We start from the raw sequence: 14,151 nt of genomic DNA, 5'->3' as shown, positions 1-14,151 counted from the left end.
GCACCATTAACCGGTGTCCGCCGAACTGAGCCAGAACCCTCGCGAGTTGCCGCTGTGCGCGGCTGACATCGACGGTGCGGCCAAGCGAATTGCTCCGGTGGTCACCCCGACGCCCCTGCAGTACAGCGACCGGCTGTCGGAGATCACCGGCGCGAACGTCTACCTCAAGCGCGAGGACCTGCAGGTGGTGCGGTCCTACAAGCTGCGCGGCGCCTACAACCTGCTGGTCCAGCTCTCCGACGAGGAGCTGGCCGCCGGAGTGGTGTGTTCCTCGGCGGGCAACCATGCCCAGGGCTTCGCCTACGCGTGCCGTTCGCTGGGCGTGCACGGCCGCGTCTATGTACCGGCCAAGACCCCCAAGCAAAAGCGAGACCGCATCCGCTATCACGGCCGTGAGTTCATCGAACTGATCGTGGGCGGTTCGACGTACGACCTGGCCGCCGCCGCTGCCCGCGATGACGTCGAGCGCACCGGCGCCACCCTGGTGCCGCCCTACGACGACCTGCGCACCATGGCCGGTCAGGGCACCATCGCCGTCGAAATCCTGGACGCCCTGGGCGACGAACCGGACCTGGTGGTGGTGCCCGTCGGCGGCGGCGGCTGCATCGCCGGCATCACCAGCTACCTGGCCGAACGAACGTCGAACACGGCCGTGCTGGGTATCGAGCCGGCCGGGGCCGCCGCGATGATGGCCGCGCTGGCGGCCGGTGAGCCGGTGACCCTGGAGCACGTGGACCAGTTCGTCGACGGTGCCGCCGTGGCGCGGGCGGGGACGCTGCCCTATGCCGCGCTGGCCGCCGCCGGCGACATGGTGTCGATCACCACGGTCGACGAGGGCGCGGTGTGCACCGCGATGCTCGACCTCTACCAGAACGAGGGCATCATCGCCGAACCCGCCGGCGCGTTGTCCGTGGCGGGTTTACTGGAAGCCGATGTCGAACCCGGCTCCACCGTGGTGTGCCTGATTTCCGGCGGCAACAACGACGTGTCCCGCTACGGCGAGGTGCTGGAGCGCTCGCTGGTGCACCTAGGCCTTAAGCACTATTTCCTGGTCGACTTCCCGCAGGAGCCGGGTGCGCTGCGGCGGTTCCTCGACGAGGTCCTCGGTCCCAACGACGACATCACTCTGTTCGAGTACGTCAAGCGCAACAACCGGGAGACCGGTGAGGCGCTGGTCGGGATTCAACTGGGATCGGCCGCGGACCTGGACGGGCTGCTGGCCCGGATGCGGGCGACCGAGATGCACGTCGAGACGCTGCTGCCCGGGTCGCCTGCCTACCGCTACCTGCTGCTCTGACGGCCGAGCAGACGCAAAAGCCCCTCATCACGGCACGAAATGGGGATTTCGCGTCTGCTCGACCTACTGCAGGTACGACGGCAGCGGGGTAGCGGGATCCAGACCGGAATCCGCGACCGCCGCGCCGGCGGTCAACCGCAGCGGCACCACGCCGGCCCAGTACGGCAGCGACAGGTCTTCGGCGTCGTCGGCCACCCCGCCTTCGCGGACCTTGGCTGAGACTTCGCTCAGGTCCAGCGCCAGCACTGCGGTGGCGGCGAGTTCGCGTGCGTTCGGCGCTCGACAGTCATCGGCCCGCCCGGCCCGGATGTGGTCCACCACCGCATGCAGCGCCCGCTGCTTCTCGGCGGCGTCCTCCACGATGCGAGCGGTGCCGACGGCGACGACGGAGCGGTAGTTCATCGAGTGGTGCATCGCCGATCGGGCCAGCACCAGCCCGTCGACGAGGGTGACGGTGACGCAGACCGGCATACCGGATAACCGGGCCGCCAACATCGGTCCGCTGCCCGACGACCCGTGGATGTAGAGCGTCTCGTCGATGCGGGTGTGGATGGTCGGCAGCACCACCGGCCGGCCGTCACGGACGAAGCCGAGATGGCAGATCAACGACTCGTCCAGGATCCGGTGGACGGTCTCGCGGTCGTAGTGCGCGCGTTCCCGGTAGCGGGTCGGCGTGGTGCGGTCGGTGGGCTGGTACGCCGTGTCCATCAGCTTGCCTTTACTATTGTTCTAGTACATAATAGAAACCGTGCCAGTACAATACAACATATCCGGCACCGGTGCCGAGTCGATAGCCGCCAGCGTCGAGGAGGGCATCTCCCAAGGGGCCCTGGCGCCGGGTGATCCGCTGCCGTCGATCCGGGAGGTTGCGGCCCAACTCGGGGTCAACGCCAACACGGTGGCCGCCGCGTACCGTTTGTTGCGCGATCGCGGAGCGGTCGAGACGGCGGGCCGACGCGGTACCAGGGTGCGCAACCGGCCGGCGACCACCCCGCGGTCGTTGCTCGGGGTCGCAGTTCCCGAGGGCGCCCGCGACTTGTCGACGGGTAATCCGGATCCCGCGCTGTTGCCCATCGCCACCGCGCAGTTGGCTCCGGCCCGGCAGGACCGGCCGCTGCTCTACGGCCAGTCCGCGATGTCGGCCGAGTTGGTCGAGCGCGCCCGCGCGGATCTGGGTGCCGACGGGGTGCCTGCCGAGCATCTCGCGGTGACCAGCGGTGCGCTCGACGGAATCGAGCGAGTGCTCAGTGCCCACCTGCGGCCGGGCGACCGCGTCGCGGTCGAGGATCCGGGTTGGGCTAACCTGCTCGATCTGGTTGCGGCGCTGGGTCTTTCGCCGGAACCGGTGAAGGTTGACGACGACGGGCCGGTGGTGCTCAGCATGGCGCGGGCGCTGCGGCGGGGAGTGAAGGCCGTCATCGTCACCACGCGCGCGCAGAACCCGACCGGGGCGGCGTTGTCCAAGGACCGCGCCAAGGCGCTGCGCAGCCTGCTGGCCGGCAAGACGAGCGACGTGCTGGTCATTGAAGACGACCACTGCGCGAGGATCTCCGGTGTGCCGCTGCACACCTTGGCCGGGGCGACGCGACGCTGGGCTTTCGTCCGGTCGGTGTCCAAGGCCTACGGTCCGGATCTGCGGCTGGCCGTGCTGGCCGGAGATCGCCGGACCGTCGAGCGGGTGCATGGACGATTGCGGCTGGGGCCGGGGTGGGTCAGCCGGATGCTGCAGGATCTCGCCGTGCGGATGTGGTCCGACGATGCGGCGACCGAACTGGTCCACCAGGCCAGGGGGCGCTACGCGAAGAACCGCAAGGCGTTGCGTGACGCGCTTGCTGAGCGGGACGTGGTCGCGCACGGCCGTTCCGGGCTGAACGTCTGGGTTCCGGTACCGGACGAGACGGTCGCCATCACCCGACTGCTCAACGCAGGTTGGGCGGCTGCGCCGGGCACGCGGTTCCGGATGGACACACCGCCGGGCATGCGGATCACGATTGCCGACCTGCAGGACGACGAGATCGAACCACTGGCCGACGCCGTCGCAGAGGCCATCCATGGCACCGGGCCCGCCAGCGTGTGAGTTAGCTGGTGGTGAGCAGCCAGATGAAGACGAACGTGTAGATGGCGAAGTGGATGACCGACAGCGCCAAGCCGGCGATCGCCGTCACCCGACCGGGGACGTTGGCCTTGTCGGTCTGATGCAGCGCGTGAATTCCGAACGGGATCGTGACGAGCCAGCACGGGATGAAGACAACGACGTACTGCAGGACGCCCAGTACCGCGCTCATCACCGCAAGGCCGCTGATCTTGGGGCCGGCGGCACGCTTGACTGCGGGGGCAGGGGCTATCAACTGCGGGGCGATCGTCGTCATGTGCACAGCGTCGGGCATAGCGCTTGAAGGATTCTTGGAGCCTTCGGGTGGCGAGCGGGTGGCGAGCAGACGCAAAATCACCGTGGAGCGGCCGCTCCCGGGTGATTTTGCGTCTGCTCGCGCGGGGAAGGTGACGCCCGCCGACTATCGTCTGGATCCGTGATCGTGCTGCTGCCGCCGTCGGAGACGAAGCGCGCGGGAGGCGACGGCCCACCCCTGCAACTTGGCGACCTGAACTTCCCGGAACTGAATCCTTTGCGGTCGGAGCTGGTGGGGGAGCTAGTCGATCTTGCGGCGGACCCGGCGGCGAGCATGTCGGCACTGGGCGTGTCGGCCAAGCAGGTCGCCGAGATCGAGCGCAACGCGGCACTGCAAGTGGCACCCACACTGCCGGCCATCCGCCGCTACACCGGGGTCCTCTATGACGCGCTGGATATCGACTCGCTGCGCGGGGCGGAGGCCAGGCGCGCCTCGGCGCGGTTGTTCGTCGCGTCGGCCCTGTTCGGGCTGCTTCGCGCCGACGATCAGGTCCCCGCGTATCGCCTCTCCGCGACCTCGAAACTCCCTGCTAGACCCACGCTGGCCGCGCGCTGGCGCCCCGTACTGGAGCCGTTGCTCGCAGAACTGGCCGTAAATCACCTGATCGTCGATCTCCGCTCGGGTTCGTACGTCGGGCTGGGCGGAGTCCCCGGCGCCGTCGGCGTCAATGTGCTCGCCGAGTACCCCGATGGCCGGCGGTCGGTGGTCACCCATTTCAACAAGGCACACAAGGGACGGCTGGCCCGGGCTCTCGCTGTCACTCGAGCCGAGCCCGGCGACGCCGCCGCAGTCGCTGCCGTCGCACGCAGGGCCGGTCTGCGGATTGAGCGCGCCGGAAATGATCTGACGGTCGTCGTTTCCGCGGCAGCTGACCCGCCGAGCAGACGCAAACTCACCCAAAACGGGCCGGATTAGTGCGAGTTCGCGTCTGCTCGCGCAACACGGAGGATCGCAAACGAGTGGCCGGGGAGCTGGGTCGCTTTACCCACCTCCGGCGCGTCCCAGGCCAGTACCAGCTCACCGGTGATCGGCACGGATACCGCTTCGGCACCGAGATTGCACGCGATCGCCAGACTCCCGCGCCGCAGCACGATCCAGTGTTGATCCTCGTCGTAGTCGACGACGAGGTGGTCCAGCCACGGGTCGGCGAAGTCGGGTTCGTTGTGCCGCAACTCGATCAGTTCCCGGTACACCGCCAGCAGCCGGGCGTGCTCGCCGCCCAAGATCTCATCCCATTTCAGCTTGGAACGCTCAAACGTCTGCGGGTCCTGGGGGTCGGGGATCTCGTCGGCGTCCCAGCCGTGCTCGGCGAATTCGGCTTTACGTCCATCCCTGGTCGCCTGGGCCAGCTCCGGTTCTGGGTGCGAGCTGAAGAACTGGAACGGCGTGGAGGCGCCCCATTCCTCGCCCATGAAAAGCATTGCCGTATAAGGAGATCCGATCACAAGTGCGGCTTTCACCGCCAACTGCCCCGGGGTCAGATTCTGCGACGGACGGTCCCCGAGCGCGCGATTGCCGACCTGGTCGTGCGTGCAGGTGTAGGCCAGCAACCTGGTCGCCGGGATCCCGGATTCCTCGGTCGTGTCCAGCGGGCGCCCGTGCCGGCGCCGCCGGAACGACGAGTAGGTGCCGGCGTGGAAGAACCCGTGCCGCAACGTCTGAGCCAGCGTGCTCACGGAGCCGAAATCGCCGTAATAGCCCTGCCGCTCGCCTGACACCGCGGTGTGAATCGCGTGATGGATATCGTCGGCCCACTGCGCGGTGAGGCCGTAACCGCCGCGGTCCCGCGGGGTGATCAGGCGGGGATCGTTGAGGTCACTTTCCGCGATCAAGGCCAGCGGACGGCCCAACTGCCTTGACAACCAGTCTGTTTCGGTGGCGAGCTCCTCGAGTAGGTGTACCGCGGTCAGGTCCACCAGCGCGTGCACCGCGTCCAGGCGCAGGCCGTCGGCGTGGAAGTCGCGCATCCACCGCAACGCACATCCGATGATGTAGCGGCGCACCTCGTCGGAGTCTGCGTCGGCGATGTTGATGCCCTCGCCCCACGGGTTGCTGGCCGAGGACAGGTACGGCGCGAATTTCGGCAGATAATTGCCCGACGGGCCCAGGTGGTTGAACACCGCGTCGATCAGCACCCCCAGGCCGCGGGCGTGGCAGGCGTCGACCAGCCTGACCAGCCCGTCGGGACCACCGTAGGGCTCGTGCACGCTGTACCACAGGACGCCGTCGTAGCCCCAGCCGTAGGTGCCGGCAAAGGAGTTCACCGGCATCAACTCGACGAAGTCGACGCCGAGATCCACCAGGTAGTCCAGCTTTTCGACGGCGGAGTCGAAAGTGCCCCCGGCTGTGAAGGTGCCGACGTGCAGTTCGTAGATCACCGCGCCCTCGACGGACCGACCGGCCCAGTCGCCATCGGTCCAGGCCGCTGCCGACGGGTCCCAGAGCTGGGAGCGTTCGTGCACGCCATCGGGCTGTCGGGGGGACCGCGGGTCGGGCAGCACGGTGGAGTCGTCGTCGAGCAGGAATCCGTAGCGGGCATCCGCCGGCGCGTCGACGTCGGCGTGCCACCAGCCGTCGTCGGAGCGGATCATGTCGTGCACCGCGCCGTCGACATCAAGCCGCACCAGCCTGGGTTTCGGTGCCCACACTTTGAATTCAGTCATCAAGACGCTCCAGCAGCACCACGGGCAACTCTCCGAACAGTTGGGCGGCCGACGTCGGCCCGCTGGCCATGGCGCCGGTCAACCGGTCGGTCCACGAACCGTCCGGCAATGGCAGCACGGTGTCACCCCACCCGGTGTCGGCAAGCGCTACCGTCCAGCGGGTCACCGCCACCAGGATGCCGGGACCACGGCGGAACGCGACGATGTGGTCGGCGGCCTGACCGGCGGCGAGCACCGGCACGTAGTCGCCGTGCAGGAAGCAGTCCGGCCGCGAGCGCCGCAGTCGAAGCGCCGTGGTGACGACCCGAATCTTGGGGTGCTGCAGGTCTTTCAGCGCGCTGCGCCGGCTCGCATAGTCGACCTCGCGGCGGTTGTCCGGGTCGACCAGGCTGTCGTCCCACAACTCGGTGCCCTGGTACACGTCGGGGATGCCCGGCACGGTCAGAGCCAGCAGCTTCTGGCCCAGCGCGTCGCTGGCGGCGTGCGGGTTGAGCTGGCCGACGAGTTTGGTGAGTTCGCCGGCCACCGGCCCATCCAGCACTGTGTCCAGCCAGCTGTGCACGGCGCCTTCGAACTCCTGGTCCGGGTCGTTCCACGACGTGTGCCAGGCGGCCTCCCGGATCGCCTTCTCGGCGTAGGAATGCAGCCGGTCGCGCAACTCCCCGGTGACCTCGCCGCTCACCGGCCAGACGCCGAAGATGTTCTGCCACAGGAACTGTCCGGTCGCGGGATCGGGGGAGGGGGCATGGGTCTCCCACCTGCCGACGAATTCCGCCCAGAGCGACGGCACCTGCGACAGCACTCCGATCCGGGCGCGCACATCCTCGCCGCGCTTGGTGTCGTGTGTGGTCAGCGTCGTCATAGCGGCCGGCCAGAGCCGTGCCCGGGTGGCCGAACTCTGGTGGAATTCGGCCGCCCCGACGCCGAACCGGTGCGGCTCACCACCGACCTCGTTGAGCGACACCAGGCGGGCGTCGCGGTAGAACAGGCAGTCTTCGACCGCCTTGGCCGTCACCGCGCCGCACAGTTGTTGCAGGCGGGTTGCGGGCTCGCCGCCGTGGGACAGCGCCGCGGCCACCACGGCCAGCGCGGTTGCCAATTCCGGTTGCGCCGCCTGGGTTTTCGCCAGTGCGGTGGACAGGATCGCCGACAGTGATTGGTAGTCGCTGCGGTAGACGTCGATGTGGGTCAGCAGTGCGGCCACCGCGTCGGGCAACAGCGGATCATCGGCACCCGCGGTCGCTACGATGCTGCGCCGCAACCGGGCCAACTCGCTGCCCAGAGTGTCTGTCGCGGCGCGAATCTTTAGCTGCGCCAACATATCCGGCATCGCGCCGTAGTCCACACCCGCGGACTCCACGAGTTCGGTGAGCGCGGCTTCACCCCTCGGGTCGACGAAGAGTCCGCCCACCTCCCGCAGCACGTCGTAGCCGGTGGTGCCGGCCACCGGCAGGGTGGGCTCCAGCGCCTCGTCAACAGCCAGGATCTTTTCGATCACAATCCACGCGTCGGGTCCGGCCAACTCGCGCAGCCAGATCAAATAGCTTGCCGGGTCGGCCAATCCGTCGGGATGGTCGATTCGAACCCCGTCGACGATGCTCTCGCTGAACCAGCGGGCGACTTCGGCGTGGCTGGCGTCGAAAACGCTACGGTCCTCCTGGCGCAACCCGGCCAGCGAGGTGATCGAGAAGAACCGGCGGTATCCGACGACGCCGTTGCGCCAGCCCACCAGCCGGTAGTGCTGACGTTCGTGCACCTCGGGGCCGGTGCCGTCGCCGGTGCCCGGTGCGACCGGAAGTGCCAGATCCCCCAGTCGCAGCAGGTCGCCGTCCACCGCCAGATCGGCCGCGTCGTCATCGGAACCTAGCAACGGCAACACGATTCGGCCCGCGTCGTCCAACGTCCAGTCGATGTCGAAGTATCCGGCGTATTTCGAATCCCGCCCGTGTCGCAGTACGTCCCACCACCAGGCGTTCTGCTGGGGCTGGTCGATTCCGACGTGATTGGGCACCACGTCGATCACCACGCCCATCCCGCGTGCCCGGGCCGCCGCCGACAACCGGGCCAGCCCCTCGGGCCCGCCGAGGTCGGAGGACACCGTCGTCGGGTCGGTGACGTCGTAACCGTGCGACGATCCGCCGACGGCGGTCAGGACGGGGGACAGGTAGACATGGGAGACCCCGAGTTCATCGAGGTAGTCCAGCAGGTTTTCAGCGTCACCGAGGGTGAAGGCGAAGCCACTGGACGCGCCGCGTAGCTGCAACCGGTAGGTTGCCGAGACCGAAAAAGTCATACGTCACAGCGTCTTACGCAGTATGAGCACGGAGCGGCCGGGCAGTGCCACCTCGTCACCCTGATCGACCACCCGTTCGGCGACGCCGGTCGGGCTGGTGGTGTCCAGCTCCACTGTCCACTGCTGTGCATAGTCGCCGTGCGGCATGACAAATGTGACTTCCTGGTCGTGGGCGTTGAAACACAGCAGGAACGAGTCATCGACGATGCGTTCGCCACGGCGATTCGGTTCGGGCAGGGCCTGGCCATTGAGGAACACCGCGATGCTCTTGCCGAAGTCGTTGTCCCAGTCCTGCTCGGTCATCTCCTGGCCGGAAGGTGTCAGCCAGGCGATGTCGTGAATGTCGGCTTCACCACTGCGGATCGGCCGGCCCCGAAGGAAGCGGCGCCGGCGAAACACCGGATGTTTCCTGCGCAACCGCGTCACCTTGCGTGCAAAGGCCAGTTGGTCGGCGTTCTTCTCGACCAATGACCAATCCATCCAAGACAATTCGGAATCCTGGCAGTAGACGTTGTTGTTGCCCTGCTGAGTGCGCCCGATCTCGTCGCCGTGGGAGATCATCGGGGTGCCCTGGCTGACCATCAACGTCGCCCAGAAGTTGCGCATCTGCTGGCAGCGCAGCGCGATGATGTCCGGGTCGTCGGTGGGGCCTTCCACGCCGCAGTTCCAGGACCGGTTGTGGCTTTCGCCGTCGCGGTTGTCCTCGCCGTTGGCCGCATTGTGTTTTTCGTTGTAGGACACCAGATCATGCATGGTGAAGCCGTCGTGCGCGGTGACGAAATTGATGCTGGCGCCGGGCCGACGGCCGGTCGCTTCGTAAAGGTCCGACGACCCGGTCAGCCGGGAAGCGAACTCGCCAAGGGTTGCGGGCTCGCCCCGCCAGTAGTCGCGCACAGTGTCGCGGTATTTCCCGTTCCACTCGGTCCACAAACCTGGGAAATTCCCGACCTGGTAACCCCCTTCGCCCACATCCCACGGTTCGGCGATCAACTTGACCTGGCTGACCACCGGATCCTGTTGGACCAGGTCGAAAAACGCTGACAGCCGGTCGACGTCATAAAACTCGCGGGCCAGGGTGGCTGCCAGGTCGAACCGGAAGCCGTCGACGTGCATCTCGAGCACCCAGTAGCGCAGCGAATCCATGATGAGCTGCAGGGTGTGCGGGTGCCGCACATTGAGACTGTTGCCGGTGCCGGTGAAATCCTTGTAGTGGCGAAGGTCACCGTCGACCAGACGGTAGTAGGCGGCGTTGTCGATGCCGCGGAAGTTGATCGTCGGGCCGAGGTGGTTCCCCTCGGCGGTGTGGTTGTAGACCACGTCCAGGATGACCTCGATGCCGGCCTCGTGGAAGGTGCGCACCATCGACTTGAACTCGGCGACCGCGCCACCCGGCTTGCGGGTCGCCGCATATTGGTAGTGGGGAGCCAGGAAGCCGAATGTGTTGTAGCCCCAGTAGTTTCGCAGTCCCATGTCGACCAGCCGGTGGTCGTGCAGGAACTGGTGGACCGGCATCAGTTCGATAGCGGTGACGTTCAGTGACTTGAGGTGATCGATGATCACCGGGTGCGACAGCCCGGCATAGGTGCCGCGGAGTTCGTGCGGGATGCCCGGATGGGTCTGGGTCATGCCCTTGACGTGCGCCTCGTAGATGATCGTTTCGTGATAGGGCGTGCAGGGTGCCCGGTCGGATGCCCAGTCGAAGAACGGGTTGATCACTACGCTGGTCATGGTGTGGCCCAGCGAGTCGACCATCGGGGGAGTACCGGTTTCAGACGGGTCCTCGGCCGCCACTTCCAGGTCGTAGGAGAACAGCGCCTGTGTGAAATCGAAGTCACCGACAAAGGATTTGCCGTACGGGTCGAGCAACAATTTGCTCGGATCGCACCGGTGACCGGCGGCCGGATCGAACGGCCCGTGCACCCGAAACCCGTAGCGCTGTCCCGGAGTAACGGTGGGCAGGTAGCAGTGCCACAGGTAACCGTCGACTTCGTCGAGATTGATCCGGGTTTCGCTGCCGTCGCGCGCGATCAGGCACAACTCGACCTTGTCGGCGACTTCGGAGAACAGCGAGAAGTTGGTACCGGCACCGTCGTAAGTCGCGCCCAGCGGGAATGGCGCCCCGGGCCACACCGTCGCCAATTCGGGTGAGCCGTCCGCGCCGTCATAGGCACCCTGGTTCCCGCGCTCCGTCGACGACATCACTAGACCTTATCCGTGTGGGCTGCCCTTGGTCGCCTGTCACCACCAACCGGTGATCGCCGCGATCTGCCGCCCCAGTTCCGGCGCGAGCGTCCGCATGTAGGTCGGCGTCAGGTGATGAGGATCCCGGTAGATCAGCACATTTCCCTCGACCGCGCGACAGGTGTCGGGCCGGCAGATCGCATCCGATAAGTCGATCGGTTTCAGTAGCGGGAACTGCGCCACGAAGTCGAGCGTGCCGTTGTGATCGGACAACAGATCGGATCGCTTGACCCCGCAGGATTCCGAGTTGCCGGCCTTGGCCAGGCAGTCCGCCGGGTTGAAGGGTTGCCCGTCCTTTACCAGCCACGGCGTGTCGCGTACCCCGAGGATCGGAATGTTGTTGTCGGACAACGTTTGCCAGATCCCGATATAGGTGGCGGGCATGACGTCGCCGGACCTGATGTTCCAGGGCCTGGTCGAGGTGGTGAACACGTAGTCCGGACGATCGGTGACCAGCTTGGCCATCGTCGTCTCGACCCACTCCCGGCACTGCGGATAGGGCGCGTTGTTGCCCATGATCAGGGGGACCTGTTCGGTGGACAACGCGCAGCCCATCTTGAGGTAGGTCACCACCTTGAAGTGGTGTAACCGTCCGAGCAGGTCCAGCGCGGGTAGCCAGTGCTCGGCATGTGATCCGCCCGCCAGTGCGATGGTCCGGGGCGCATCGGTGTCGCCATAGGTGCAGTTGACCACCGTCGGGTTGACGAAGTCGCTGATGCACCCGTCTTTGGTGGAGGCGGGAAGATCCTCCTTGACTTCCAGCACCGTGGGCCGCATCCGCAGTTTGGGCACCCGCACGTGGTTGACCAGGGCTCGCGCGCCCGGGTAGTCGGCCGCGCTCAGTCCACTGAGTTCCTTGCCGCCGGCGCGCTCGGCGACCAGGTGTTCGCGCCAGGTGAACGACGTCGCGGTCAAGGTGACCCCGAGCAGAGCCACCACCGATCCCAAAGCGATGGTCGGCCGGCGCAACCTCGACTGCCACGGGACCGGCGCAACCGGTGCCGTGGAGGCGCGGTAACGCAACGGGTCTTCAACGTGGCGGGTGGTCAGATAGGCCAGTGCCCCCGATACCAGCAGCACCCCCATCCCCTCGAAGAAGTTGGCCTGCCGGTGACCGGTGTAGGAGAGCCAGAAGATCAGCAGCGGCCAATGCCACAGATACAGGGAGTAGGCCATCGCGCCGAGGGTCACCAGCGGTCCCACCGCCAGCATCCGGTTGGGCAGGGGCATCCGGCCTCGGGTGGCAGGATCGGCGGCCAGGTTGGCCCCGGCCATGATCATCAGCATCGCCGCGCCTACCGGCACCAGCGCCCAGGGGCCGGGGAACTCCTGTACGCCGTCGATCAGGGCGCCGCACGACAGGATCGCGGCCAGCGCCACCGTAGCGACCACCGTCCGCAGCCACGTCGGCCAGCGGATGTACGGGACCACCGCACCCACCAGCGCCCCCAGCAGCAGCTCCCAGGCCCGCGCGAAGCTGTTGTAGTAGGCGGTCGCCTGATAGGCCTGGTGGGCGATGATCGCGTACACGAACGACGCCACGGTCAGCACGCTCAGCAGCACCACGAAGACGGTCCGCAGGTGCCTGCCGAGGGGCTTGCGCAACAGGTAGGCGACCGCGGCGATCACCAGCAGGAACGCCACGTAGAACTGGCCCTGCACCGACATCGACCAGATGTGCTGCAACGGACTGACAGCTTCGCCGGCGCGCAGGTAGTCCGCGGCTGAGTTGGCAAGCTCCCAGTTCTGGTAGTAGCCCAGGCTGGCCAGGCTCTGGTCGGCGAACGCCTCCCAGCGGGTCTGCGGCTGGATCAGGACGGTGAGCAGTGCGCAGGCAGCCAGCACCACAACCAGCGCCGGCAGCAACCGGCGGATCAGCCGGACCACCTCGGTTGCGGGGGACAACTTCGCGCCCAGCCCCGCGCGCAGCACCTTGCCGCCGAAGAAGAACCCGGACAAGGCCAGGAAGACGTCGACCCCGCCGGACACCCGGCCGAACCAGATGTGGAAGACGGCGACCAGGGCGATCGCGATGCCGCGCAGACCGTCGAGATCGTGCCGGTAGAAGCCCGACGAGCGCGTGCCCATGCCGCCGGACTGCGCGGAGGCAGCCGGGGTCCGGGGCATGGTCGGTGTCGGCATGGTCATCGCTAACTTACCGAAAACCGCCGCTGCTCCTTTGCGGAGCAAGCGGCGGTCGGGGAGATCCCGGGAAAGCCCCGGGTGTTTACCGCGGAGTGGTGACGGCGGGCGCCGGTTGCGCCGGCATCAGCTGTAGCGGCGGCTGCGGCGTCGGGACCAGCGGGGCCGCCGGTTGGGGGATCACCTGCTGCAGTGGTGGCACCTGCGCCTGTTGCTGCAATGGTGCCTGCTGGACGGGTGCCTGTTGGCCGGGGATCGTCTGGGCCGGGGCCTGTTGGCCGGGGACGGTTTGGGCCGGGGCTTGCTGGCCAGGCACCGCTTGGGCCGGGGCCTGTTGGCCGGGGACGGTTTGGGCCGGGGCTTGCTGGCCGGGCACCGCTTGGGCCGGGGCCTGTTGGCCCGGAACGGTCTGGGCCGGGGCCTGTTGGCCGGGGACGGTCTGGGCCGGAGCCTGCTGGCCCGGCACCGTCTGAGCCGGAGCTTGCGGCGCCGGCTGCACCGGTCCCGTCTGCAACGAATTGGTGCCCAGGATCCGGACCAGGTACGGCGACATACCGGTGGCGCGCACGGGCGAAACCTGGACCACATCGCCGACCTCGAGCATCTGGCCGTTTCCGAGGTACATCGCCACGCTCTGGGTGCCTTCGGGCCCATAGAAGATCAAGTCGGCCTTGCGGGCCTGCTGGGGCAACACCCGCTCGCCGACCCGGTACATCTGACCCGAGGAGCGCGGCAGCTTGAGCCCGGCGCCGGCGTACGCGTACTGCATCAGTCCCGAGGCGTCGAAGCCGACGGTGTTGATGCCCGAACCGGTGCCGCGGGTGGGGCCGGTGACCCCGCCGCCGGCCCAGGAGAACGGCACGCCGCGCTGCGAGAGTCCCCGCGCGATGACCGTGTCGGCCATTTGTTGGTAGTCGTTGGTTCGGGTGTACGGATCTGCGGAGGCGATCCCCGCGACAGTCGCCATCGGCGCCACGAACATCACCAGCCCGATCGCGAAGGCGTAGACGCGTTTCATTTCGTTCCCTCGTTTCCTGGGGCCGGATGGCCCCTCTGTGCCTCAGCGCGGTGACCGCGCGCATCCGCGCCGTTCAGGTGCGAAGGGCC

Annotated in this window: 9 protein-coding genes and 1 pseudogene; 3 read left to right on the top strand and 7 right to left on the bottom strand. The window is 67.4% G+C overall.

Annotated features, from left to right (window positions below; all coding sequences use genetic code 11):
- Window positions 1–13 precede the first annotated feature (13 nt).
- On the top strand, window positions 14–1,297 hold the full coding sequence (ilvA, locus tag ACNQS7_RS05325) for a threonine ammonia-lyase (RefSeq protein ID WP_418011735.1): 1,284 nt from the start codon (window positions 14–16) through the stop codon (window positions 1,295–1,297).
- A 63-nt stretch (window positions 1,298–1,360) separates the two neighbouring features.
- Here ilvA and ACNQS7_RS05320 read toward each other — a convergent pair whose 3' ends face one another.
- Window positions 1,361–2,005 carry a pyridoxamine 5'-phosphate oxidase family protein gene (locus ACNQS7_RS05320; RefSeq protein ID WP_418011734.1) on the bottom strand — a complete coding sequence of 215 codons (645 nt, stop codon included), beginning with the start codon at window positions 2,003–2,005 and terminating at the stop codon, window positions 1,361–1,363.
- 40 nt (window positions 2,006–2,045) lie between these two features.
- Between ACNQS7_RS05320 and ACNQS7_RS05315 the strand changes: the two genes are divergently transcribed.
- Window positions 2,046–3,374, top strand: a complete 1,329-nt coding sequence (locus tag ACNQS7_RS05315; protein WP_418011733.1) for an aminotransferase class I/II-fold pyridoxal phosphate-dependent enzyme — start codon at window positions 2,046–2,048, stop codon at window positions 3,372–3,374.
- 1 nt (window position 3,375) lies between these two features.
- Here ACNQS7_RS05315 and ACNQS7_RS05310 read toward each other — a convergent pair whose 3' ends face one another.
- On the bottom strand, window positions 3,376–3,666 hold the full coding sequence (locus tag ACNQS7_RS05310) for a DUF4190 domain-containing protein (protein ID WP_418011732.1): 291 nt from the start codon (window positions 3,664–3,666) through the stop codon (window positions 3,376–3,378).
- Window positions 3,667–3,825: 159 nt separating this feature from the next.
- Between ACNQS7_RS05310 and yaaA the strand changes: the two genes are divergently transcribed.
- Window positions 3,826–4,620 carry a peroxide stress protein YaaA gene (yaaA, locus tag ACNQS7_RS05305; protein WP_418011731.1) on the top strand — a complete coding sequence of 265 codons (795 nt, stop codon included), beginning with the start codon at window positions 3,826–3,828 and terminating at the stop codon, window positions 4,618–4,620.
- Here yaaA and treZ read toward each other — a convergent pair.
- The 5 genes and pseudogenes from treZ to ripD form a co-directional block, all read right to left on the bottom strand.
- Complete coding sequence (treZ, locus tag ACNQS7_RS05300) at window positions 4,617–6,368, bottom strand: malto-oligosyltrehalose trehalohydrolase (RefSeq protein WP_418011730.1); 1,752 nt, start codon at window positions 6,366–6,368, stop codon at window positions 4,617–4,619. The two genes, yaaA and treZ, sit on opposite strands and share 4 nt — an antisense overlap.
- Window positions 6,361–8,661, bottom strand: a complete 2,301-nt coding sequence (gene treY / locus ACNQS7_RS05295) for a malto-oligosyltrehalose synthase (protein WP_418011729.1) — start codon at window positions 8,659–8,661, stop codon at window positions 6,361–6,363. Before treY ends, treZ begins: the two co-directional genes overlap by 8 nt.
- 3 nt (window positions 8,662–8,664) lie before the next feature.
- Complete coding sequence (gene glgX, locus ACNQS7_RS05290; protein ID WP_418011728.1) at window positions 8,665–10,860, bottom strand: glycogen debranching protein GlgX; 2,196 nt, start codon at window positions 10,858–10,860, stop codon at window positions 8,665–8,667.
- A 39-nt stretch (window positions 10,861–10,899) separates the two neighbouring features.
- Window positions 10,900–13,044 (bottom strand): acyltransferase family protein, encoded by a 2,145-nt coding sequence (locus ACNQS7_RS05285; protein ID WP_418011727.1) that lies wholly within the window; start codon window positions 13,042–13,044, stop codon window positions 10,900–10,902.
- A gap of 340 nt (window positions 13,045–13,384) precedes the next feature.
- Window positions 13,385–14,062: pseudogene (gene ripD / locus ACNQS7_RS05280) on the bottom strand (NlpC/P60 family peptidoglycan-binding protein RipD); the annotation flags it as partial.
- Window positions 14,063–14,151 lie beyond the last annotated feature (89 nt).

This window comes from Mycobacterium sp. 23 (genome assembly GCF_048287075.1).
Lineage (GTDB): Bacteria > Actinomycetota > Actinomycetes > Mycobacteriales > Mycobacteriaceae > Mycobacterium > Mycobacterium gordonae_B.
Note: the sequence above shows the minus strand (reverse complement) of the source record. Positions and strands in the feature narration are given on the sequence as shown.

What these genes read in the sequence shown, in the direction of transcription:
- ACNQS7_RS05320 (WP_418011734.1), bottom strand. Translation starts at nt 2,005, where the DNA reads ATGGACACGGCGTACCAGCCCACCGACCGCACCACGCCGACCCGCTAC.
- ACNQS7_RS05310 (WP_418011732.1), bottom strand. Translation starts at nt 3,666, where the DNA reads ATGACGACGATCGCCCCGCAGTTGATAGCCCCTGCCCCCGCAGTCAAG.
- treZ (WP_418011730.1), bottom strand. Translation starts at nt 6,368, where the DNA reads ATGACTGAATTCAAAGTGTGGGCACCGAAACCCAGGCTGGTGCGGCTT.
- treY (WP_418011729.1), bottom strand. Translation starts at nt 8,661, where the DNA reads ATGACTTTTTCGGTCTCGGCAACCTACCGGTTGCAGCTACGCGGCGCG.
- glgX (WP_418011728.1), bottom strand. Translation starts at nt 10,860, where the DNA reads ATGTCGTCGACGGAGCGCGGGAACCAGGGTGCCTATGACGGCGCGGAC.
- ACNQS7_RS05285 (WP_418011727.1), bottom strand. Translation starts at nt 13,044, where the DNA reads ATGCCGACACCGACCATGCCCCGGACCCCGGCTGCCTCCGCGCAGTCC.